At 61.6% G+C, this 21,667-nt stretch carries 11 protein-coding genes and 1 tRNA gene; 6 read left to right on the top strand and 6 right to left on the bottom strand.

Annotation, left to right across the window (positions count from 1 at the left end):
* Position 1: 1 nt before the first annotated feature.
* The 6 genes from P3T25_RS38980 to acs form a co-directional block, all read right to left on the bottom strand.
* Positions 2-8,392 (bottom strand): hemagglutinin repeat-containing protein, encoded by an 8,391-nt coding sequence (locus P3T25_RS38980; RefSeq protein ID WP_429362455.1) that lies wholly within the window; start codon positions 8,390-8,392, stop codon positions 2-4.
* A complete protein-coding gene (locus tag P3T25_RS38975) occupies positions 8,389-9,753 on the bottom strand; it encodes a filamentous hemagglutinin N-terminal domain-containing protein (protein WP_429362453.1) in 1,365 nt (454 codons plus the stop codon). The genes P3T25_RS38980 and P3T25_RS38975 overlap by 4 nt, the downstream gene beginning before the upstream one ends.
* Positions 9,754-10,760: 1,007 nt before the next feature.
* A tRNA-Ser gene (locus P3T25_RS38970) sits at positions 10,761-10,851 on the bottom strand.
* A gap of 60 nt (positions 10,852-10,911) precedes the next feature.
* Positions 10,912-12,930 (bottom strand): sodium:solute symporter family protein, encoded by a 2,019-nt coding sequence (locus tag P3T25_RS38965; protein ID WP_171928122.1) that lies wholly within the window; start codon positions 12,928-12,930, stop codon positions 10,912-10,914.
* Between the two features lie 4 nt (positions 12,931-12,934).
* Positions 12,935-13,339 (bottom strand): DUF4212 domain-containing protein, encoded by a 405-nt coding sequence (locus P3T25_RS38960; RefSeq protein WP_171928121.1) that lies wholly within the window; start codon positions 13,337-13,339, stop codon positions 12,935-12,937.
* Between the two features lie 148 nt (positions 13,340-13,487).
* The gene (gene acs / locus P3T25_RS38955; protein WP_171928120.1) at positions 13,488-15,470 is read right to left on the bottom strand and encodes an acetate--CoA ligase; all 1,983 of its coding nucleotides are present in this window, start codon (positions 15,468-15,470) and stop codon (positions 13,488-13,490) included.
* A 785-nt stretch (positions 15,471-16,255) separates the two neighbouring features.
* On the opposite strand from acs, the gene P3T25_RS38950 reads away from it, so the two are divergent.
* From P3T25_RS38950 to P3T25_RS38925, 6 genes are all read left to right on the top strand, one after another.
* Positions 16,256-16,864 (top strand): TIGR00645 family protein, encoded by a 609-nt coding sequence (locus tag P3T25_RS38950; protein ID WP_171928119.1) that lies wholly within the window; start codon positions 16,256-16,258, stop codon positions 16,862-16,864.
* 57 nt (positions 16,865-16,921) lie between these two features.
* Positions 16,922-18,445, top strand: a complete 1,524-nt coding sequence (locus P3T25_RS38945; RefSeq protein ID WP_154565531.1) for a fumarate hydratase — start codon at positions 16,922-16,924, stop codon at positions 18,443-18,445.
* 200 nt (positions 18,446-18,645) lie between these two features.
* On the top strand, positions 18,646-19,125 hold the full coding sequence (bfr, locus tag P3T25_RS38940) for a bacterioferritin (protein ID WP_154565530.1): 480 nt from the start codon (positions 18,646-18,648) through the stop codon (positions 19,123-19,125).
* A gap of 168 nt (positions 19,126-19,293) precedes the next feature.
* Positions 19,294-20,181 carry a glutamate racemase gene (murI, locus tag P3T25_RS38935; protein ID WP_171928118.1) on the top strand — a complete coding sequence of 296 codons (888 nt, stop codon included), beginning with the start codon at positions 19,294-19,296 and terminating at the stop codon, positions 20,179-20,181.
* Between the two features lie 216 nt (positions 20,182-20,397).
* Positions 20,398-20,634, top strand: coding sequence for a (2Fe-2S)-binding protein (locus tag P3T25_RS38930; protein ID WP_097391932.1), 237 nt, complete (start codon positions 20,398-20,400; stop codon positions 20,632-20,634).
* 286 nt (positions 20,635-20,920) lie between these two features.
* On the top strand, positions 20,921-21,649 hold the full coding sequence (locus P3T25_RS38925) for an energy transducer TonB (RefSeq protein ID WP_429362449.1): 729 nt from the start codon (positions 20,921-20,923) through the stop codon (positions 21,647-21,649).
* The last annotated feature ends 18 nt before the right edge of the window (positions 21,650-21,667 follow it).

Genomic DNA, 21,667 nt, shown 5'->3' with positions numbered 1-21,667 from the left:
TCTATTTCCTCTCTGTCTTCGACGGGGAAACATAATTCTGCATAGCACCACTTCCCCAGTTAAGGAGTTCTGATACGCCCGCTCCCACAAACGGGCCAGCCGTCTCCCCTACAGCATCGCCGATCGCATAGCCAGCAGCACTCGACACCGCGTTCGTGCCGGCATTTGCAATTGCGTCTCCCTTACTAGGTGGATTGCTGTTCGTCACAGGCTTAACCAACAGGTCGGCTGCGACAGACGTCGCTACAGTAGCGCCGACAGTGACTGCGACACTGGTACCGTACGTGGCATAGTTGGTCGCGAACGCGCTGCCCGTATCAACAAAATCAAACTCCTTAGTGGGGTCTTTGAAGATCTGGATGCCCTGAGAGGCCGCATTGACCGCTGCACCAGCGGCGCCCGAATATGTACGCATGCCATTGTTTGCCGCGGCGATCACAATAGCAGCTTCCGGCGCAACTAGACCTGCTACGCCGGTCAAGACCGTCCCACCGACGAGCAGCGCAGTATTCTCACTCCGATACATCGCCTGCGTGCCCGGGTTATTCGGATCAACGTTGGCGTTATAGACCAGACAGTCAGTGCTCGCACAGGAGAAATATCCTGCTCCATGCGGGCCAATTTGTGACCCATAGTCGATCGGCGTGCTCGAGTACACGGGCGCTGGAGTCATATCTGCCGTGCTCCAGTAGTACGGGGAATTCTTGCCCCCCGTCTGGCCGATGATGAACTGGATCGCGTCCGCGTTGGCGGTCGGTAACGCCTGCGTGCCAATGGTTGATTTGCCATCGTACATGAACTGCGAGCCCGAATCACCCGTCGACGGATTGTCGTACACGGCACCCGCATTAGCGACATTCACGGTCGCAACCGAGTCCGGTGCAATCGAACTGCCCTTGATCCCCGCCAATCGCAGCATGTCGGCCATCTGTTGTACGGTGTACTGGCCATTGCTCAAGCCTGCCAGCTTCCTGGCAAGAGCCTCCTCCTTGCCTCGCGAATCGAGTTGGCGGTTGTACATATCCGAATTCGACGCGGAGAATGCACCGGCATTGCCACCGACCAGCCCGCCAGCCGCGCCGGCAAGCGCGTTCGTCAGGATGTTCCCAAGCATGTTGTTTGCAATCGCATTACCGGTCGGGTTCGCATCAACGATGGACTGGCTGAGATCGTTCAGCTTGCCTGCCATCGCCGATGACACACCCGCACCGGCTGCACCGCCGAGCGCACTGCCAAAGCTGCCACCACCGAGTCCACCAAGCACGGCACCCGCCACAATGTGCATACCGACGCGATCCGCGCCCCCTTCCGCCCAGTCCGCTGCATCTTGCTTGTATTGCGCCGCCGCATCAGTGTCGCCAAGCGCGTTCGCCGCCTTCGCGCCGTCAAGCGCGGCATTGTGCTTGTAGTCGGCGTATGTACCGACGTCCTTCGCGACCGCTTCCGCTGCCGCAGTGGCCGCGTTCATCACATCAGTCTGATTGCCAAGCACCGTGTTCACGTCAGGCAGCTTCGACACGGTCCCATTCAGGTTCGACGTGTCGCGATTCAGGCTCGCGACGTCTTGCTTCTGGCTCGCAGAATCGGTAACGGCAATCGTGCCCGTGCTCACGCCGCTCTTCGTCGTTGCACTGGAACTGCCGCTCGCCGACTGGCCCAGCATCGGCATCACACCCGACGTACCCGCGCTGAAGCCGCTTGTCGACGAGCTGTAGTCCGAATGATTCTGGATGTCAGAGTACGTCAACGTACCCGTGGTGAGCGTGTTCTTCGACGGATCGGCATCGCTAGCGATGTACGCGCCCTTCAGGTCCGTGTTGCCCTTCACGTTGACGTCGAAACCACCGGAACCCGCCTGAATCCCGGCCTGCTCGGTCACCGCCGCATAGTTGCCGTTCGCACTGCCGTGCTGGCTGCTGAAGCTTGCGCTGCCACCGCCCTGGCTGATGCTGAATCCGCCGCTCGTGCTTTCCTGATGCGCGCTGCTCACCGTGGTGTCCTGCACGCTCGCGATGTTCAGATTGCCGCCAACGTTGGCTGACACGCGGTTGGCGCTTACATCCGAGCCGACGATGTTCGTATCGCCACCCGAGACGATCGACACACTGTTCGTGGCAGTGACGTGCGTATTGTTCTGCGTCGCGGCATCCGAATTCGCATCGCCATGCGCCTTGCTCATCGACGCCGACACGCCGAAGCCTTTGGTGCCGTACGAAACGCCCACACTCGCACTGCTCGATTCGTTCGTGCTGCGCGTCGTATCGGTATTCGTCGTGTTGACCAGATTGACCTGGTTCTTCGCATTGAGCACCACGTTGTTCGCGGTCACGTCGGAGCCGGCAATCGTCACGTTGCCGTTGCCAGCCTGGTTGCCCTGGTCACCTCCACCCGTCGCAATAAAAGTCGCCGTGCCGCCAGCCTTCACGGTCGAGCCGGTCTGCGTCGTCTGGTCTTCCGTGAAGGTATTCTTCGTCTGGCTCGTGCCATAGCTCAACTGCACGCTGACGTCCGGGGCGCCGCCGCCGGCAAGTGAGCCAACCGCGCTGCCGGCGTTACCCACGGCGGCAATCGCGTGCAGGGCCTTCGCGCGTCCATCCTGACTGCTGCTCGCCGCCTGGGTCTGCTGGATCGCACTATTGATCGCATCGCCGACGCTGCCGCCCAGCCCGAGCGTGAAGCCACTCGTCTTCGTCTCTTGCGTGTCGTCGTGATGACTAGTGCCGGTAGCCGCGTCGATTGTGACATTGGCCGCCTTGCCCGTCACATCCTGCGCCGCGATCACATCGCTGCCTGTGATGTGCAGATTGTTGCCCGCCGTCATCGAGACGCTGCCGTTCGTGCTGCCGACCAGACTGCCGTTCTGCGTCACCGAGTTGTCGTGTGTCGTGTCCTTCGTATCGTTGCTGCCGTACGAGATACCGGCACCGCCCGTGCCGCCCAGGCCTGACTTCTGCTCCTCATGGAAATGGCTGCTCTGGCTGGTGTCCTGCGAAGTCGTAACCGTCAGGTCGTGACCAGCCGACAGCGTCATGTCGTTCGTCGAGGCGACGGTCGAGGCGGCCACCGTCAGGTCGTGACCAGCATTCGCGCTCACCGTATCGCCCGCGACTGTCGAACCGACCGAATTCACCTGATGCGAGGACTTCTGGTCGGTGGTCTTGTCGTTCGACATGAACCCGGAGTGGTCGTTGTGCGACCAGCTCTGCGAATCGTGCGTTTCGGTCACCGCGCCGATCGTCACATTGCCCGTCGCGGCGAGCGTGGTGGATCCACCGTTCACACTGCCGTCAGCGGCCGTCGAGCCGGTCGTCGCGCTCGAACCCAGCACCGCGAGATTGCCGCCGCCGGTCGGCGCACCCGCTGCCACGCTGACCTGATACTGCGACAGGAGCGCGCTGGCGGTCGCCGTCTGCCCGGCGCCGAGGGTCAGGTTATTACTGGCGTTCAGGTTGCTGCCCTGTGCGGTCTCGTCGTAGCTTGAGCTCGTGTACTTTGCCTGTGGACCGCCAAGCGACTGCTCGTTGTGCGAATGCGTGTCGGTTGCCGCCGTCACCGTCAGGTCGTTGCCCGCGATCATCGCCGCGTTGCCACCGGCTTTCACAGTCGCATCGGTGAGCGTCGTGTTGCCACCCGATACCGTGGTCAGATTACCGCCCGTCGTGACGGAACTGCCAACATTCTTCGTCACGCTGTCGTGGCCGCCGTTCAGCCCGTCGTTCGTGCCCGCATCCTGTGTCGCGGTGAGGGTCGTCGTGCTCAGGTTGATGTTGCGGCCGGCCCCAACGAACGTGCTGTTGCCGGACTGGATCGCAGCGCCGGCCAGATTCACGTCGCGTTGCGCGAGCACCACCGCGTTGTTCGACGCCGAGATCGTGCCGGTCGCCAGTGCGCTCTGGGAAGACGCGCTTGATGTAAAACCGCCTTCATGCAGCGTGTTCGAGACACTCGACGTCGCCGTTTCGTTGACAACGTCGCGCCCAGCCTGCACCACCGTGTCCACACCGCCGATGCGGCCGCTTACATTGCGCACATCCTGCACAGCGGATACCACCGTCGTGCCGCCGCTGCCGATCACGCCGCTATTGACGATGTTGTTGCCGAGCACTGTCGTCGCCACATCGCCGACGATGTGCCCGCTGTTGTTCACGTTGCCTGTGGCGTTCAGGCTCACCGAGTTGCCCGCGACGATCGCGCCGCTATCCTGCAGGTCGACGGTGTCACCCTTGGCCAGATACAGCTTGGGCACGAGCACGGTCTGCTGCGAACCATCCGGCAGCGTCACGGTTTGCGATACGAGCCACACCATGTCGGTCGTGAGCTGCTGCATCTGCGCGTCGGACAGGCCAATGCCGGGTGTGAGGCTAAAGGACTTCGCATACGCGACGCCGTTGTTCATCAGCGCCGTGTACTCATCCATATTGTCCGAGTAACCCGCAAGGAAGGTACGCCCGGTAAGCTGCGTGACCTGGTTCATCACGAGCTGCTCCTCATAGGAGCCGTCACCCAGGCGTTTTTCCGTGGTCTGCGGGTTCAGCCCGAGCTGTCCGAGCATGTAGTCGCTCGAAACGAATTTCGTGTACGTCGTCAGACGCGGATCGGTTGCGACAAGATACGTCGCGCCCGGCGCCGTCTGGTATGTGAACAGACCGTTCACTGGCAGCTTCAGATTCGGGATGCCTCCCGATGTGCCACCGAGCGTCTGCGGACGCACGGTGAGACCGCCCACGCCGGTCGCCGTATTGACGCCCGCAGTCTGCCCGTTCACGCCGCCCAGTTGCGTACCTGTCGCGTCGCCACCCGTCACGCCCGAACCAGCAACTGTTTGCCCCACACGGTTCACGCTGCCGACATTGATCGTCTCGGCCGTCGTCTGCACTGCGCAGTTCGACGTCGCGATCGCAGGCAACGCGGCCACGGTTGTCGTGCTCTGCGTGATGCCGTCGTCGACGACCTTCGTGTCGGTACTGTTACCGGTCTTCTGATGCCAGAAGTAGGTCGATTGCGTGTCCGCCGTGACGGCCTGCTGCAGCACCGTGCCGGTGTCGTTCACGCTGCCGCCGGTAGCACGCCGCACCAGATTGCCACCCGCGGCCATCGTCGACGATTCGTTGTTGATGGCCCCGCCATCGGCGTTGATACGGATCGCGCCCTGCGCCTGGATGGTACCCTGCGTGCCAGCGTTCAAAAGCCGGTCGGTCGAAGTGGTCGTCGTCGACGTGCGCGACATCTCGACGTAGTCGTGACTGTCCGTACCGAGATCGGTACGCACTTTCACCTGATCAGGACGGATGTTCGTGTTCGGGTTGTAGTCCGGCCAGAGAGTGATCGAGTACGTGCTGCCATTGTCAGTAATGCTGTTGTAGTACTGCGTCGCATTGTTCGTGATGTTGCGCGTCTGCGGGACTCCCTGGTAATGGCAGAAGTCGTGGGAGTTGCACACCTGAACCTGCGGGCTCGACGCGGCGACGTACGTATCGGTCAGCGGCTGCGTAAAGGACAGCGTTTGTGCGTTCGTATCGAGGTTCGTGACCTGCGATTTCGGGACGGTGACCGTGAGCGGCGTGCTCAACCTACCGATGCTCTCCCCACCGATCGCCCCGGCGCTCCAGTACCACTGCGGATAAACCGAACTCTGGTAGTAGGCAAGGTCGTCGACCGACAGACCCGCGGTCCAGAGTGTCAGCGTGGTCGTGCCGCTGTTCTGTGCCGTGCCCGCCTGCGTCGCGACGCCCGTGCGCACGTTGTTGACCGTATGCGCGGCGATGTCGATGTCGCCCGCCGCCTCGATCGTCGCGGCACTGTTCGTGAGCGTTCCCGTCTGATTCGCCAGCATCCCCGATCCGTCGCGCACGCCATCTTTCGCGATCGCGAGACTGCCCCCGCTGTAGATGAGCGCGCCGTCCGAGTTCGTGACCGAATTCGACGCGTAGATGTTCAGGGCCTGCGCGGCCGCAATCGCCGCCGCGGCGCCGCTGTTCTGCACGTCCGTCGCATTGACCTGCACAGTGTTGCCGATCACCGTCCCGGTGTTCGCGAGCGTCGCGCTGTTCGTGGTGACCGAATTGCCCTCGATGCGCCCCGCGTTAGTGAGCGTGCCCGCTGCAGTCACCGTAGTTGACGATGAGTTGATGTCCGCACCGGCCGCGTTGACCACGTTTGCGCCGCTTGCCGTGAGTGCGCCGGTCGCGGCGAGCGTGCCGGCGTTCGTCAGCGTACCGGTTGCGGACACCGTCATGTTGCCGTCCGCGTGCAGGCTGTTCGCCGCATTGTTGGTGTAGTCGCCCGCGACATTGAGCGACAGGTTGCGGCCGGCGGTCATCGTACCGTCGCCTGTCATCGCGCCGCTTGCGGTGACGTCCTGGTTCGCCCGGATCGTGCCGCCCTGGTTCGACAGCAATGCCACCTGCGCCGATACGTTCTGGCCGCCTTCTATCATGCCGCCGTCGTTCGTGACAGTGGCGCCGGACTGGTTGACGTTCAGCGCGGTGCCGCCATAGATCGTGCCGCCTGCGTTGTTCACGCCGTTCGTTACGTTCAGGTTCGTGACCCCCGCGCCGACGAGCCGTGCGCCTGCCGTGTTTGTGAGCTGCTGTGCGTTCACCGTCACGTCGCCATTGCCGCCGAGCGTGCCGCCGGTGTTCGTGATGCCGCTCGAGGACGTTACCGTGGTTGCGCCGTCCCCCGCGTTTTTGAGCTTGCCGGAGGTATTGTCGATGGACGAGGCAGAGACAGCCGCCGTGCCGTGCGCGTCGTTGGCAGACATCGTGCCGTTCGCATTCGAGAGTGCGCCCGCCGTCACCGACAGGTTGCCCGCTGTCTGCGCTGAGCCCGACGTGTTGTCGAATGCACCCTGAGTCGTCGTCGCGAGCCCCGTCTGACCATACAGTGTGCCGCTGCGGTTGACGATGCCCAACGCCGCGTTGATCTGCGCAACGCCTTGTGCGCTCAGCTTGCCGTTGGTGTTATCAACGCTTCCCGACTGTGCGATGAGCGCGCCATTGGTCGCAATCTGCCCATTGGTGTTCGACAGAGATCCGGACGTGACGACGCTCAGTGTGCCGGCGCCCGCGTGCTGAATCGAGCCGCTGTTGTTCGTTAGCGTCTGTGCCGAAACATTGAGATTCGCTGCGTTAGTGGCAATCGTGCCGCCCGCGTTATCGAGCGTGCCGCCGACGGAAACAGTCTGATCGGTGCTGCCATACTGGCGGATACTGCCGCCACCGCGATTGATGAGGTTCCCGGTGGTGGAGAGGGCAAGCTGGTCGCCTTCGATCGTGCCGTCCGTGTTGTCTGCCGACGCGGCCGACACGGTGGTGTTCGCCCCCGAGAGCGTGCCGCTCTGGTTATTCAGCGCGCCGATGACGGTCGCGCCCAGGTTGCCGCCTGCGACAATACTACCGGCATGGTTGTCGAGCGACTGGGCGGACACCGTGGCGTTGCCCTTTGCACTCATCTGCCCGTGGTTGGACACAGTGCCGCCGGTTACAGCGAGCGCACCGTTCGTGACGAGGTTGCCGGCCGTGTTGGAAACGCTCCCGCTACTCGTCACGTTGAGGGTACCGGTTCCGGCGTGCTTGATCGTCCCGCTGTCGTTCGTGAGCGACTGTGTCGAGACGCTCAGGTTCGTCGCGTTGGACGCGATCGTGCCGCCGGTGTTATCGAGTGCACTGCCTGCAGAAATACGCTGATCGGTGCTGCCGTACTGACTGATCTTGCCGCCGCGATTGACAAGACTGCCGGTCGTGGACAGCGCAAGCTGGTCCCCCTCAATCGTGCCGCCCGTGTTGTCTGCCGATGCAGCCGAGATGGTGGTAGCGGAACCCGAGAGCGTGCCGTTCTGGTTGTTGAGTGCACCGCCTATCGTCGTGCCGAGGCTGCTGCCCGCGACGATGCTGCCGGCGTGGTTGTCCAGCGACTGGGTCTGCACGGTCGCACTGCCGGTCGCATTGAGCTGCCCCTGATTCGAGATCGCGCCCGCCGACACGTTGAGTGCGCCGTTGCTGCCGATCACCCCGCCTGCCGCTCCAGTACCCGTTGTGCCCGCCGCGTTCACCAGCGCACCGGTCGTAGTGACCGACAGGCCGTCGCCGTTCAGCGACACGATGCGGCCCGCAGTGTTGTCGAGCGATGCTGCGCTTATTCCAGCATGGCCCTCGGCCTGCATCACACCCTGACGGTTATTCACTGAGCCGCCCGACTGCACATCGAGCGTGGACTGCGACACGATCTGCCCACCAACATCCGAGAGGCTCGCCGAGGCCAGTTGCATTACGCCCTGGCTGGAAAGGGTAGCCGCATCGTTGGTCAGCGCGCCGCTCGCGTTGGCCGACAGTGCGCCACCCGCCGTCGTCGTCGCCTTCGTGAGATTCAGGTCGCCAGCGCTCGCCTTCAATGCGAGGGCGCATTGGCCGACGTCTGGCTGCCTGCCAGGTTCAGCGCTGCGCCCTGGAGGCTCGCGTTGCCTCCGGCGGCGTTCTGGCCGGTTGCCGAAAGGGAGCCACCCGCGATGACCGTCAGGTCACCAGACTGAGCAATCGAGCCATCGGAATTGATCCCCGCGCCCAGTGTGCCGGTCGACACGACACTGCCGGCGTTGGCGGTGAGACCCTGCTGTGCTGCGAGCGTCCCGCTGTTCGACAAGGTGCCACCGGTGCTGGCCGTGACGGACTGCTGTGCATAGGTGGTGCCGCTATTGCTGATGCCGCCCTGCGCGGACAGCACCATATTGCTGCTCGCATTCGTTTTGCCGGAGAGCACGAGCTGGCCTTGGGCCGTGAGCGTCAGGTCGCCCGCCTGCGCAGCGATTACGCCCGCGTTCGAGACACCGACGCCGTTTTCATTGGATGCCAGAAAAATGCGATTGGCGTACATGCCGCCGAGCTGGCTCACGTCAATTGACACACCCGGGGTCGCACCATTGCCAGCGATGGGCGTGGCGGCGAGCGTGCCGTGATCGACCTGGTTGGCGCCCGTCACGACGTTCAGGTTGTTCGCGTAGATCGACGCATTGACCGCCACCGCGCGAGCGATGAGATCCACCTGGTCGACGTTCGTCGCGTTCAGTCCAGCGCCCTGCACCGTGATCTGGCCACCGGTGACATTGAAGCCACTCAGGCTGCCGTTTGCGCCGATGATCGGCGAACCGGTTGTCAGGATGCCTCGTGAGGTGTTGATGAATCCCGCGCCATCCACAATGAGGCCCGAGGAATTCGCGATCACGACTTCGGCCTTGCTACCCGCGACCTCAACGTAGCCGCGCAACTGGCTCGGTGAGTTACTGTTGACCTGGTTGAGAATGATCTTCGCCGCCTGGCCCGGCAGGAGGTTCGAATTGCCGTTGACGTAGCCAGCCTGCTGCGTCTGGACGATCGTCGGTGAGTTGTTCAGGATCACGCCGGCCTTCGGCACATCGAACTGCGTATAGCCGTTGATCGACACCCCCGCGCCAGAGGGACGGGTAATGTTCACCTGCCCGATGCCATTCGCGGTCTGGATCACCGTCGGGCGATTCGCGCCGGCATTGGGGTCCGCCACCACCTGCGCGTCGACAAGTACCGGCAGCGCACCAAGCAGCATCAGCGCCGCAAAGGACGCATGCCGCAGCGCAAACACGCAGATGGTCCTCCGGCCGCATGCAGCGGAAACGGATGTTTCACCATTCTTCGCTTTGCCGGTTCCCGTAGCCGTTTCCGCAACGGCCACCAGCATTCCCCGCGGCTTGCTATATACAAGCCGGTATGCACGATTATTCATTTGTATTTGTCTGATGTACTCGAACGCGCACGCAATTTATCAGAAACAATTGGTAACCAATAGTTTGATTTTGTAACGTGACGTGAATGGGCAACACTGATGCAGAAAGCATCTTCAGCCTATCGACCAGAAGATTTACTGATGTGGCATTGCGAGGCAAAAACTGGCAAGCATGATCTGCCGGCAGCAATCACTCGTCTAGGCGAGTAGTGACAAGGACGCTGCGGCCAAATCACTGAAACCAGCGTTTCGTGAGGTCAAAGTCGCTGGTTAAATGCATGTTATATTCCGGATTAACTGACGTTAATTTCAGTCACTCGCAACACCATCGGGCATGGCCGCGGCAAACGCCGCATGGACATAGTGCGAACGCTGAAATGGTCTGGCCTCCAGCTGAACGGCGCCGTCCGGCAGTAGATTCCCCATGATTGGCCTTGCCCGTTCCAGCCGTAGTTTCTTCGACCGCGACTAACATCCCTCAAAGCTTGTTGTACGCGAACCGGTACGTCTGGTTATTCATTCCTCTTCGAACACCGTATTAATACCGTAGTCAAGGATATCGGAAACGCACCGTGAGTATTGTCAAGACGTGTCAGGTGCGCGACGTCTTAACAAGAATTCACAATCCTCGATAATTATCTGGTTGTGCTGAGCAAAGAGGCTTTGCGTTCGCGAATCAGGACTGAATAGGTGACTCCTAACGCGAGAGACAATGCCAGCGAGTTTTCAGCACAGCATCGGGTGCCTTTATGGCTTCCGTGTTGAACATAATTGAGGTGGTACGATTTCTTGCAGGCAGTCACGCCCGCTAATCGACGAGAAAGGGGATGACGACGGCATTCCTCGTGGCTGGATGCGCGTCGACATCGCGCTAAACGGACCTTGGGATATTTCGGATTGGCTCGATCTGGGAACAGGGGCGTTTGCATACCCAATGCCTGACGATGGGCCTAAAAAGCCAAAAGCCGTTGAATTCTTTTAAATTCAACGGCTTCTCATTCAATTCGTGGCGGAGAGACGGGGATTCGAACCCCGGATAGGTTATTAACCTATACACGCTTTCCAGGCGTGCGACTTAAACCGCTCATCCATCTCTCCGGCGGGGAGCCGAATTATAGCAAACTTCGGGCCCTGCGCCAGACCCATGCGCAAACCGGCCTAAGGATGCCGGATGTAGTCCACCAGCGCCCTCGTATAAGCGTCCGGTTTCCGGTCCACGAGGCTCACCCCGATCGCCACCAGAAACCCCGCCGGCACGCCGAACACGCCCGAACTGATCGGCTCGATGCCAAACCACCGAGCTCCAGCAAAGCCCGTCATCTGCGTGAAGAACGGATACGTCGACACGATGTAGTAAATGCACACCACCAGCCCCGCCACCATGCCCGCCACCGCCCCAAGCCGGGTCGTGCGCTTCCAGAACACGCCCAGCACCAGCACAGGAAACAGACTCGAAGCCGCCAGTGAAAACGCCGCGCCCACCAGAAACAGAATATTCCCCGTATTCAACGAAGCCACATACGAGGCGAACAACGCCACCCCCAGCAACAAAATCTTCGAAATCGTCACGCGCCGCTGGCTCGATGCCGTCGGATCGACCATGTGGTAGTAGACGTCGTGCGATAACGCGTTGGCGATGGTCAGCAGTAAACCATCTGCAGTCGAGAGCGCCGCGGCCAACGCACCGGCCGCGATCAACCCGGACATCACATACGGCAACCCCGCGATCTCGGGCGCGGCGAGCACCACCATATCTGGCTGCATCTGGATCTCGCTCCAGCGCACAATACCGTCGCCGTTCGTGTCAGCAAGACTGATCAGACTCGGCTCGACCCTGCGCCACTGCGTGAGCCACTGCGGTAAATCGGAAAAGTGATGACCCACCAGGTTGGTCAGCATCTCGTACTTGATCAGCACTGCCAGCACAGGCACCGTCAGATAGAACAGCGCGACGAAGAACAGCGTCCAGCCGACCGAGCGTCGCGCGGACGCCACCGAGGTCGTCGTGTTGTAGCGCGTCAGGATATGCGGCAGGCTCGCGGTGCCAAGCGAAAGACACAGCAGCAGCGACAGAAAATTGCGCTCGTGTGTTCGCCTGTCTTCTTCGCTCGTGACGGGAAACGGCTCGTGCATCGGCACCGGTGCGGCCGCGCGCATCAGCATCTCATCGCGGCGTTGGGTCCAGACGATCTGTGCGGCCGCGGCATCGCGTGGAAATTGTTCGATCGCCCGCTCACGCTCCTTGATCTCGCGAAGTGGACCATTGTGGCGTCGCAAGTCCGCGACTTCCTGCGTGAGGCGCAGCTTCTCGTCGACGAACGATTGCGGCAACGTGTCGAGCCGCATCTGCATCAGCTCGGCGCGCCGTCGATAGTCATCGCGTACGGTCTGTTCGAGCGGCGCGTCACGCACCTGCTTCTCCAGGCCTTCGACGCGCTCCATCAAGCGCCCGTAGTTGAACTGCGGCACCCAGCCGAGACCATCCTTATGCGCGATCATCGACACGGGAATCAGAATCGCCGCGATCAGGATGATGTATTGCGCGACCTGGGTCCACGTCACCGCACGCATGCCGCCCAGAAAGGAACACACGAGAATGCCCGCGAGTCCGCAGAAAATACCAACCGCGAAATCCACGCCGATAAAACGCGTCGCGATCAAGCCGACGCCCTGAATCTGCGCGACCAGATAAACGAACGAACACAGGATCGCCGCTAACGCAGCGAGTCCACGCACCGCGTTGCTCGAAAAGCGCGTGCCGAGAAAGTCTGGAATCGTGTAGCGCGCGAGTTTACGCACATATGGCGCGAGCAGGAACGCGACGAGGCAATAGCCGCCGGTCCAGCCCATCAGATACGCGAGACCGTCATATCCGGTCGCATAGATCGACCCGGCGAGACCGATGAACGATGCGGCGGACAACCAGTCGGCCGCAGTCGCCATGCCGTTGAAGACGGACGGCACGCGCCGCCCCGCTACGTAGTATTCGACGAGGTCGGACGTGCGCGACAGCAACCCGATCACTGCATACACCGCGATCGGCACGAACAGGAACACATAGCCGATCCATACGCCAGGGCCAGTGGTCCGTTCGATGCGCCACATCACATAGATAAAAAGCAGGAAGCCGAGCGTATAGAGCGCGTATGAGCGGATCAGCCGGTTCGTGAGCTTCATCGGCTCAGCTTCCGCGCGCAGTGGGCACGGTGGAATCGGCACTGGCACTGGCACTGGCACTGGCACTGGCACCGGCACTGGCATCCGCATCGAAAGCGCGTTGCAGACGGCGGTCGGCGCGCTGCATCAGCAGGATATAAACGACGATCAACGCTACGTAGATCAGAATCGCCCCTTGTGCACCGAAGTAGAACGGCAACCTGAAGCCGTTGAAGCGCATCTGATCCAACGCCGGCGCCACCAGCGGCAACACGAACGACACCACGAAGCCCAACGTCATCAACGTCGCGATCAACGCGAGATTGAAGCGCCAGTATTTCTGATGCGCGCGCGCCATCGCTGCCGAGACCGGAGGGGGTTCGGGCGCGGGATTGAGCGTAGCGTGAGAGGAGTGGTGTGGCGCAGCCATGCGCCTATGTATCAAAAAGCCACCGGGCAGGCAATCGGGATTGTCCGCGCGGTGGCTTTAACTGCCTGACGTGAGTGGTCGATACCTGGGTCCAGCCAAGGGCATATCGTTCGACATACCCTTGCTGCGAACCCAGGCAAACCTAAGCTCAGAGCGACTCGCCGAGCTGATCGAGAATCGCCGGGTTCTCCAGCGTGGACACGTCCTGGGTGATTTCCTCGCCCTTCGCGAGCGAGCGCAACAAGCGGCGCATGATCTTGCCCGAACGCGTCTTCGGCAGGTTCTCACCGAAGCGGATGTCCTTCGGCTTGGCGATCGGACCGATCTCCTTGGCGACCCAGGCGCGCAGTTCGTTGGCGAGCTTCACTGCTTCTTCGCCTTCAGGACGCGCGCGCTTGAGCACCACGAATGCGCAAACGGCTTCGCCGGTGGTCGCATCAGGACGACCCACCACAGCAGCTTCAGCCACGAGCGGGTTCGACACCAGCGCCGACTCGATCTCCATCGTGCCGAGGCGGTGGCCGGACACATTGAGCACATCGTCGATGCGGCCCATGATCGTGAAGTAGCCGGTTTCCTTGTCGCGTACCGCGCCGTCGCCGGCGAGATACAGCGTGCCGCCGAGTTCTTCGGGGAAGTAGCTCTTCTTGTAGCGGTCCGGATCGCCCCATACGTTGCGCAGCATCGACGGCCATGGACGCTTCACCACCAGAATGCCGCCCTGCCCGTTCGGCACGTCCTGGCCGGTTTCATCGACCACTGCCGCCATGATGCCCGGCAGCGGCAGCGTGCACGAACCCGGCACCAATGGCGTCGCGCCTGGCAGCGGCGTAATCATGTGGCCGCCGGTTTCGGTCTGCCACCACGTATCGACGATCGGGCAGCGACCACCGCCGACGTTCTCGTGATACCACACCCACGCTTCCGGATTGATCGGCTCGCCGACCGTGCCGATGATGCGCAGCGTCGACAGGTCGTAGCTCTTCGGATGCACTTTCTCGTCCGCTTCGGCAGCCTTGATCAGCGAGCGGATCGCGGTCGGCGCGGTGTAGAACAGCGTGACCTTGTGCTTGGCGATCATGTCCCAGAAGCGGCCGGCGTTCGGATAGGTCGGCACGCCTTCGAACACGAGCTGGGTGCCGCCAAGCGTCAACGGGCCATACGTGATGTAGCTATGGCCGGTGATCCAGCCGATGTCTGCGGTACACCAGAACACATCCGTGGGCTTCCAGTCGAACGTCCACTTCATGGTCTGCGCGGCCCACAGCAGATAGCCACCGGTGCTGTGCTGCACGCCCTTCGGCTTGCCGGTCGAACCCGACGTGTACAGGATGAAGAGCGGATGCTCGGCGCCGACCCACTCGGGCGCGCATTGATCCGATTCAGCCTGCGCGAGTTCATGCATCCACAGATCGCGGCTTTCGTTCCATGCGATCTTGCCGCCGGTCCGCTTGTAGACAATCACGCTCTTCACAGCATCGCAGCCGCCCATGGCGATGGCTTCGTCGGCGATGTTCTTCAGCGGCAATGCTTTACCGCCGCGCATCTGTTCGTCGGACGTGACGAGCGCGACAGCGCCCACGTCGACCAGCCGTTCATTGAGCGACTTCGACGAAAAGCCGCCGAACACCACCGAATGCGTTGCTCCGATCCGCGCGCACGCCTGCATCGCGACGACGCCTTCGATCGACATCGGCATATAGATCACGACGCGATCGCCCTTCTTCACGCCGCGTTTTTTCAGCGCGTTCGCAAAGCGCGACACACGTTGCAGCAGATCCTGATAGGTGACGTTGGTGACGGTGCCGTCGTCGGCTTCGAAGATGATCGCGACGCGTTCGCCATTGCCGGCTTCGACATGACGGTCGATGCTGTTATACGACGCGTTCAACTGGCCGTCTTCGAACCATGTGTAGAAAGGCGCTTTCGATTCGTCGAGCACTTTGCTGAAAGGCGTGTTCCAGCTTAGCGTCTCGCGAGCGAGGCGCCCCCAGAAACCCTCGTAATCGCGCTCCGCTTCGGCGACAAGCGCCCGGTACGCATCCATGCCGGAGATCGACGCGCCAGCCGCTGCTTCAGCGGAGGGCGGGAAAACACGGCGTTCCTGAAGAACCGATTCAATCGCAGACATCGACAACCCCTTGGTGAAGATGAAACGTAAAACCTGTACCGGCGCGCCTATGGCTCGCCATGTCATGATGGCGCCGCCATCCGTGATCGATAGGCCGCGCGCTGTCTCCAACCCTCGCGCAGCGATCGCCGATCGCTGCGCCGCGGCCCGTTCGCCTTTCACTTTCATTTATGCCGCACTGCAGCACAAATGACTGGCCGACGTTCCGCTCTCACGTTCAAACATAAACTTTGCAACTTACCGGCCACTTACGCGAGGTGCATCGCGTGGCGGGCGAAAACCCTAACTGGATCAGACTAGCCACGCACGGCATGCTACGCGCTACGGTCCGGTCATGCGTGCTGATCGACATACCGATACAAGCGATCCATGCCGAAATCGGGTACATGGGAAGCATCGCGTACGCCGCACCGGCGCCGCACCGTTACGCTGGTTCACACGCCCTCTTACAATGCTAACTGAACTAGCCGTCTGGATTCCAGCTTGAATCGTTACTCCCTGCTTCTCATTACCTCGCCTGCGCAGTGGCAGGGATCTGGCTGGCGAGCCTGAAGGTCAAGCGATGCCGCCGGTGGCCTCGTCAGCGCCGCACTGCCCTCCGCGCCGCAGCAAATTTAACCGACGCTGTACAATAGCGCGCCTGACGCGAGCTTTTCCGGCCTTCCCTGGCCGCGTACCGCGCCGTCTGCGCCTCGTTTGCGTGCTTGATCCGCGCGTCTATTTGCGCTGCGGATCAGCGCATTTAGTCCGTGTTCCGTCACCTGCGTTTCATCTGACTCTTGCCTATGTCCGCTCCGCGCCCCGACTCAGCCCGTCAGCGCCGCCCGCTGCGTCCGCTCCCCGCCCTCATCTTCATGAGCCGCTGGCTGCAAGTGCCGCTCTACCTCGGCCTGATCGTCGCGCAAGGCGTGTACGTCGTCCTGTTCCTGAAAGAAGTCTGGCATCTGGTCAGCGCCTCCATGACGCTCGACGAAACCAACATCATGCTGGTGGTACTCGGCCTGATCGACGTGGTGATGATCTCGAACCTGCTGATCATGGTGATTATCGGCGGGTATGAAACCTTCGTGTCGCGCCTGGGCGTAGAGGGTCATCCGGACGAACCGGAATGGCTCGACCACGTGAACGCCGGCGTGCTGAAGGTCAAATTGTCGATGGCGCTGATCAGCATCTCGTCGATCCATCTGTTGAAGACCTTCATCAGCCCCGATCAGAATTCGACGCACACCATCATGTGGCAGGTCGTCATCCACGTCGCATTCCTCGTGTCGGCGCTGGTGATGGCTCTCGTCGACCGTCTGACCACCCATACACATCCGAAACATTTTCAGGAACCCACGGCGCTGCATGTCGTGAGTTCGACCGGTTCCACTCCCCTGAAGGCGCACGACTGACCGCACTGCCCTGCGAGTCTGATAACAAGCGCCATTGTCCCCACTGAGCTAGCCATCATGACCGTCATCAAACAGGAAGATCTGATTCAGAGCATTGCTGATTCGCTTCAGTACATCAGCTATTACCACCCGCTCGATTACATCCAGGCCTTGGGCCGCGCTTACGAGCTCGAAGAGAGCCCGGCCGCGAAGGATGCGATCGCGCAGATCCTCACCAACAGCCGCATGTGCGCCGAAGGCAAGCGCCCGATCTGCCAGGACACCGGCATCGTCACGGTGTTCGTGAAGGTCGGCATGGACGTGCGTTGGGACGGTGCGACGATGGGCGTCACCGAGATGATCAACGAAGGCGTGCGCCGCGGTTACCTGAACCCGGACAACGTGCTGCGCGCATCGATCGTCAGCCCGCCGGAAGGCGCGCGCAAGAACACGAAAGACAACACGCCGGCCGTGATCCACTACGAGATCGTGCCGGGCGACAAGGTCGACGTGCAGGTTGCGGCGAAGGGCGGCGGCTCGGAGAACAAATCGAAGTTCGCGATGCTGAACCCTTCGGACTCGATCGTCGACTGGATTCTCAAGACCGTGCCGACCATGGGCGCAGGCTGGTGCCCGCCGGGCATGCTCGGCATCGGCATCGGCGGCACCGCCGAGAAAGCGATGGTGATGGCGAAGGAATCGCTGATGGATCCGATCGACATTCAGGACGTGATCGCGCGCGGCCCGCAGGACTGGATCGAAGAACTGCGTGTCGAACTGCACGAGAAGGTCAACGCGCTCGGCATCGGTGCACAAGGTCTCGGCGGTCTGGCTACGGTCCTCGACGTCAAGATCATGGCCGCACCGACTCACGCTGCGAGCAAGCCGATCGCAATCATCCCGAACTGCGCAGCGACCCGTCACGCGCACTTCACGCTGGATGGTTCGGGCGTGGCGAAGCTCGAAGCGCCGTCGCTCGACGCATGGCCGAAAGTCCAGTGGGAACCGGACACGGAAAAGAGCCAGCGCGTCGATCTGAACACACTGACGCCGGAAGAAGTCGCAGCCTGGAAGCCGGGCCAGACGCTGCTGCTGTCGGGCAAGATGTTGACGGGCCGTGACGCTGCACATAAGCGCATCGCCGACATGCTCGCGAAGGGCGAAAAGCTGCCGGTCGACTTCACGAATCGCGTGATCTATTACGTCGGCCCGGTCGATCCGGTGCGTGACGAAGCAGTCGGCCCGGCAGGCCCGACCACCGCCACGCGGATGGACAAGTTCACCGAGACGATGTTGTCGCAAACCGGTCTTATTTCGATGATCGGCAAAGCCGAGCGTGGCCCGGTTGCAATCGAGGCGATCAAGAAGCACAAGGCCGCGTATCTGATGGCCGTGGGCGGCGCTGCTTACCTCGTGTCGAAAGCAATTCGCAGCGCGAAGGTTCTCGCGTTCGAAGACCTCGGCATGGAAGCGATCTACGAGTTCGACGTGCAGGACATGCCCGTGACGGTCGCCGTCGATTCGAACGGCACCTCGGTGCACCAGACTGGCCCGAAGGAATGGCAAGCGAAGATCGGCAAGATTCCGGTCGCGACGGTTTGATCGGCGTTTGATCGGCGGTAACAGCTGAAAAAAATGGAAGCCGGGGCCTCGAACCCCGGCTTTTTTATCATGAAATGAGAACGGTACGCATCACGCACAAAACCTTGCAAATCAAGGCAAAAAACTGTGTTTTTGCCTTGGCTTTTTGTCCTTCGGCGTTTATTGTTCTGGGAAATTCAAGTCTCTAATAAGGAAACCCCATGCAAGGCGACAAGAAAGTTATCGAGTATCTGAACTCCCAGCTCAAGAACGAGCTCACCGCCATTAACCAGTACTTCCTGCACGCACGGATGTACAAGCACTGGGGACTCGAGAAACTCGGCAAGCATGAATACGACGAATCGATCGGCGAAATGAAGCACGCCGACTGGCTGATCGAACGCATCTTCATGCTCGACGGCCTGCCGAACCTGCAAGACCTGCACAAGCTGCTGATCGGCGAAGAAACCAAAGAAATCCTCGAATGCGATCTGAAGCTCGAACAGATTTCGCAAAGCACCTGCAAAGAAGCAATCGCGTATTGCGAATCCGTACGTGATTTCATCTCGCGCGAAATCTTCGTGAAGATTCTCGACGACACTGAAGAACACATTGACTGGCTCGAAACGCAACTGGATCTGATCGACAAGGTCGGCATCCAGAACTACCAGCAAAGTGCGATGGGTTCGGTCGAGTCCTGATCGGACCACGTTGGAACGGCCCGCGCGCCGGTTCATGGGCCTGCTCGTACGCCGTCCCGGTTGGCAGCTCATTTGTCAGGACCGGCGCCGCGCGGGCGGTATACTTGCGCACTTCCCCGTTTTCGTGAGTTTTCCGTGACCGCTGTGCCGCGCGTGTCCTCATCGCCTATGACCGCAGAATCGCCGTCCTCAAGTGCCAGGATTGCCACCTCAGGCGGCGGTTCGCGAGCGCCGGTCGGCATATTCGATTCGGGTCTGGGCGGTTTGTCGGTGCTGCGGGCGGTTCGGGCGCAACTGCCCGGCGAAGCGCTCATCTATGTCGCCGACTCGCTCTACGCCCCCTACGGCGAACGCGACGACGACTTCATCGCCGACCGTACCCTCGCAATCGGACAATGGCTCGCCAGCCAGGGCGCGAAGGCGCTGGTGGTCGCATGCAACACGGCGACCGCACAGTCAATCGCGCTGGTCCGCGAAAAGCTGGCGATTCCGCTGGTGGGGGTCGAGCCCGGCATCAAACCGGCCGCGCTGCAGTCGAAAACACGCGTCGCCGGCGTGCTCGCCACACAAGTGACCTTGCGCAGTGCCCGCTTTCAGGGGCTGCTGGAGCGCTACGCTGCCGATTGCCGTTTTCTTTGCCAGCCGGGCCACGGGCTCGTACAGGCGGTGGAACGCTGCGACGTAGGCTCCGCCGAACTGCGCGCGCTGCTGCGCAGCTACCTGCAGCCCATGCTCGATGCCGGCGCCGACACCCTGGTGCTCGGCTGCACCCACTACCCGTTTCTCTATGCGGCGATCCGCGACATCGTCGGCGACCGGCTAATGCTGATCGATACGAGCGTGGCCATTGCGCGCCAGCTCGAACGGGTACTCGACCAGCACGGGTTGCGCGCCGTCCCGGAAAGCGCCGGCGCTGTTCTGCCCCGCTTTTATTCGACCAGCGACGGCACCCATCAGCAACAGCTCGCCGCGACCCTGCTGCAAATCGATGCCGCAGTCGACCAGGTCGTGATTCCGTCGCGCCGCACGGCAGCGCCGGATTCCCAAGCCGCATAAAACCCCTCGCCACCGCGTTTTTGGGCCGCCGCGCGGCCTTTTTGCACGCTTTTTAGGCGTTTTCGCACCTTCTCCGGCGCTTGCCCGGGATTCCGCTCTTTAGGCGAAACCCTTCTAAGAGTCTGGTTTTGTTACAAAAAATCATGCAGGACGCTTGCCAAACGAGCCAATCAAAATGATAATAGTTCGCATTAACGTTAGCTATGACGCCCTGCCATGATTGTCTGTGTCTGCAAGTCTGTTTCTGACCGAAAGATCCGTGCCTCGATCGCGGATGGCGTCGATTCGTTCGACGAACTCCAGTTCGAACTCGGCGTCGCTTCCTGCTGTGGCAAGTGCGCGGATTCCGTGCGCGGCGTCATGATGGAAAGCGGCGTGTGCGCGAGCCGCTGCGGCTTCGATCATCACTCGCAGGCCATGCCGCTGACGTTTTACGAACGCAAGGCCGCCTGAGTCGCGGCTTGAGGGCGCGGCCCACGCGGCGCGCCCAGAGTGTTCACTGCCTCTCTACCTCATGCTCTGATTTACGCGCGGTTTCACGCGCTGCTTCACGCGTTATCCCACTGCCGTCAGCAAGCCAGTATCCGTACCAGCCAGCTACCCGCTCACCCGTCAAAAGGAGTTCGAGATGGAATTGCTGATTGGTTTCGTGACTACTTTGTTCATTTCGCTGTTGATCTTCCGAACATGACGATGTCTTGTCTGACGTGCCGCATCGACGGCACGCCGCCACGCTAACATGCAGGCCTCGCATCCCGTTTCAGCCGGCGCCACGTCGGCTTCGTCCCCCCGAATGAATGCCCGTGCGTTGGCCGCGACTGCCGCGGTCGCGGCAATTCACATCGCTTTGCTTGCAGTAATCCTGACGCTGCGTCATGAACCGCTGCAACCCGTGATCGAATCGAAGGTGATGACCGCGCAGTTGCTGGCGCCGGCACCGGTCGCCGCGCCCGTCGCGCTGCAATCGATCGCCCCGCCGCCGCCCAAGCCGACACCGCCGGTTCACACCAAACCGAAGGTCCAGCCGAAGCCGACACCTACGCCAACACCCACGCCGTTGCCGGTCGCCGCGGCCCCGTCGCCGACGCCTGTCGCCGCGCCCGAGCCGGCGCCCGCGCCTGCCGCACCGGCGGCGCCTGCCGCTCAGGCCGCGCCGGCAATCGGCCGTCCGACCATGGACATCACGGCGCCGAAGAATGTCTCGCACATCGAGTGCAGCATGATCACGCCGGACTACCCCGCGCTGTCGAAGCGCCGTGGCGAAACCGGTACAGCCTATGTGACGTTCGTCATCGGCCCGACGGGGAAGGTCGAAAGCATCTCGCTCAAAAAGAGCAGCGGCTTCAGCCGTCTGGACGACGCCGCCATCGCCGCCGCGCATGCGAGCTCGTGCAAGCCCTATCTCGAGAACGGCCAGGCCATTCGGGCCACGGCCACCCAGCCTTACAACTTCAATCTGAACGATTGAGGCAGATTTTAAAAACAA

The organism is Paraburkholderia sp. GAS32 (assembly GCF_050434225.1).
In the GTDB taxonomy this organism is placed as follows: Bacteria; Pseudomonadota; Gammaproteobacteria; order Burkholderiales; family Burkholderiaceae; genus Paraburkholderia; species Paraburkholderia madseniana.
This window is presented reverse-complemented; position numbering and strand designations above follow the sequence as displayed.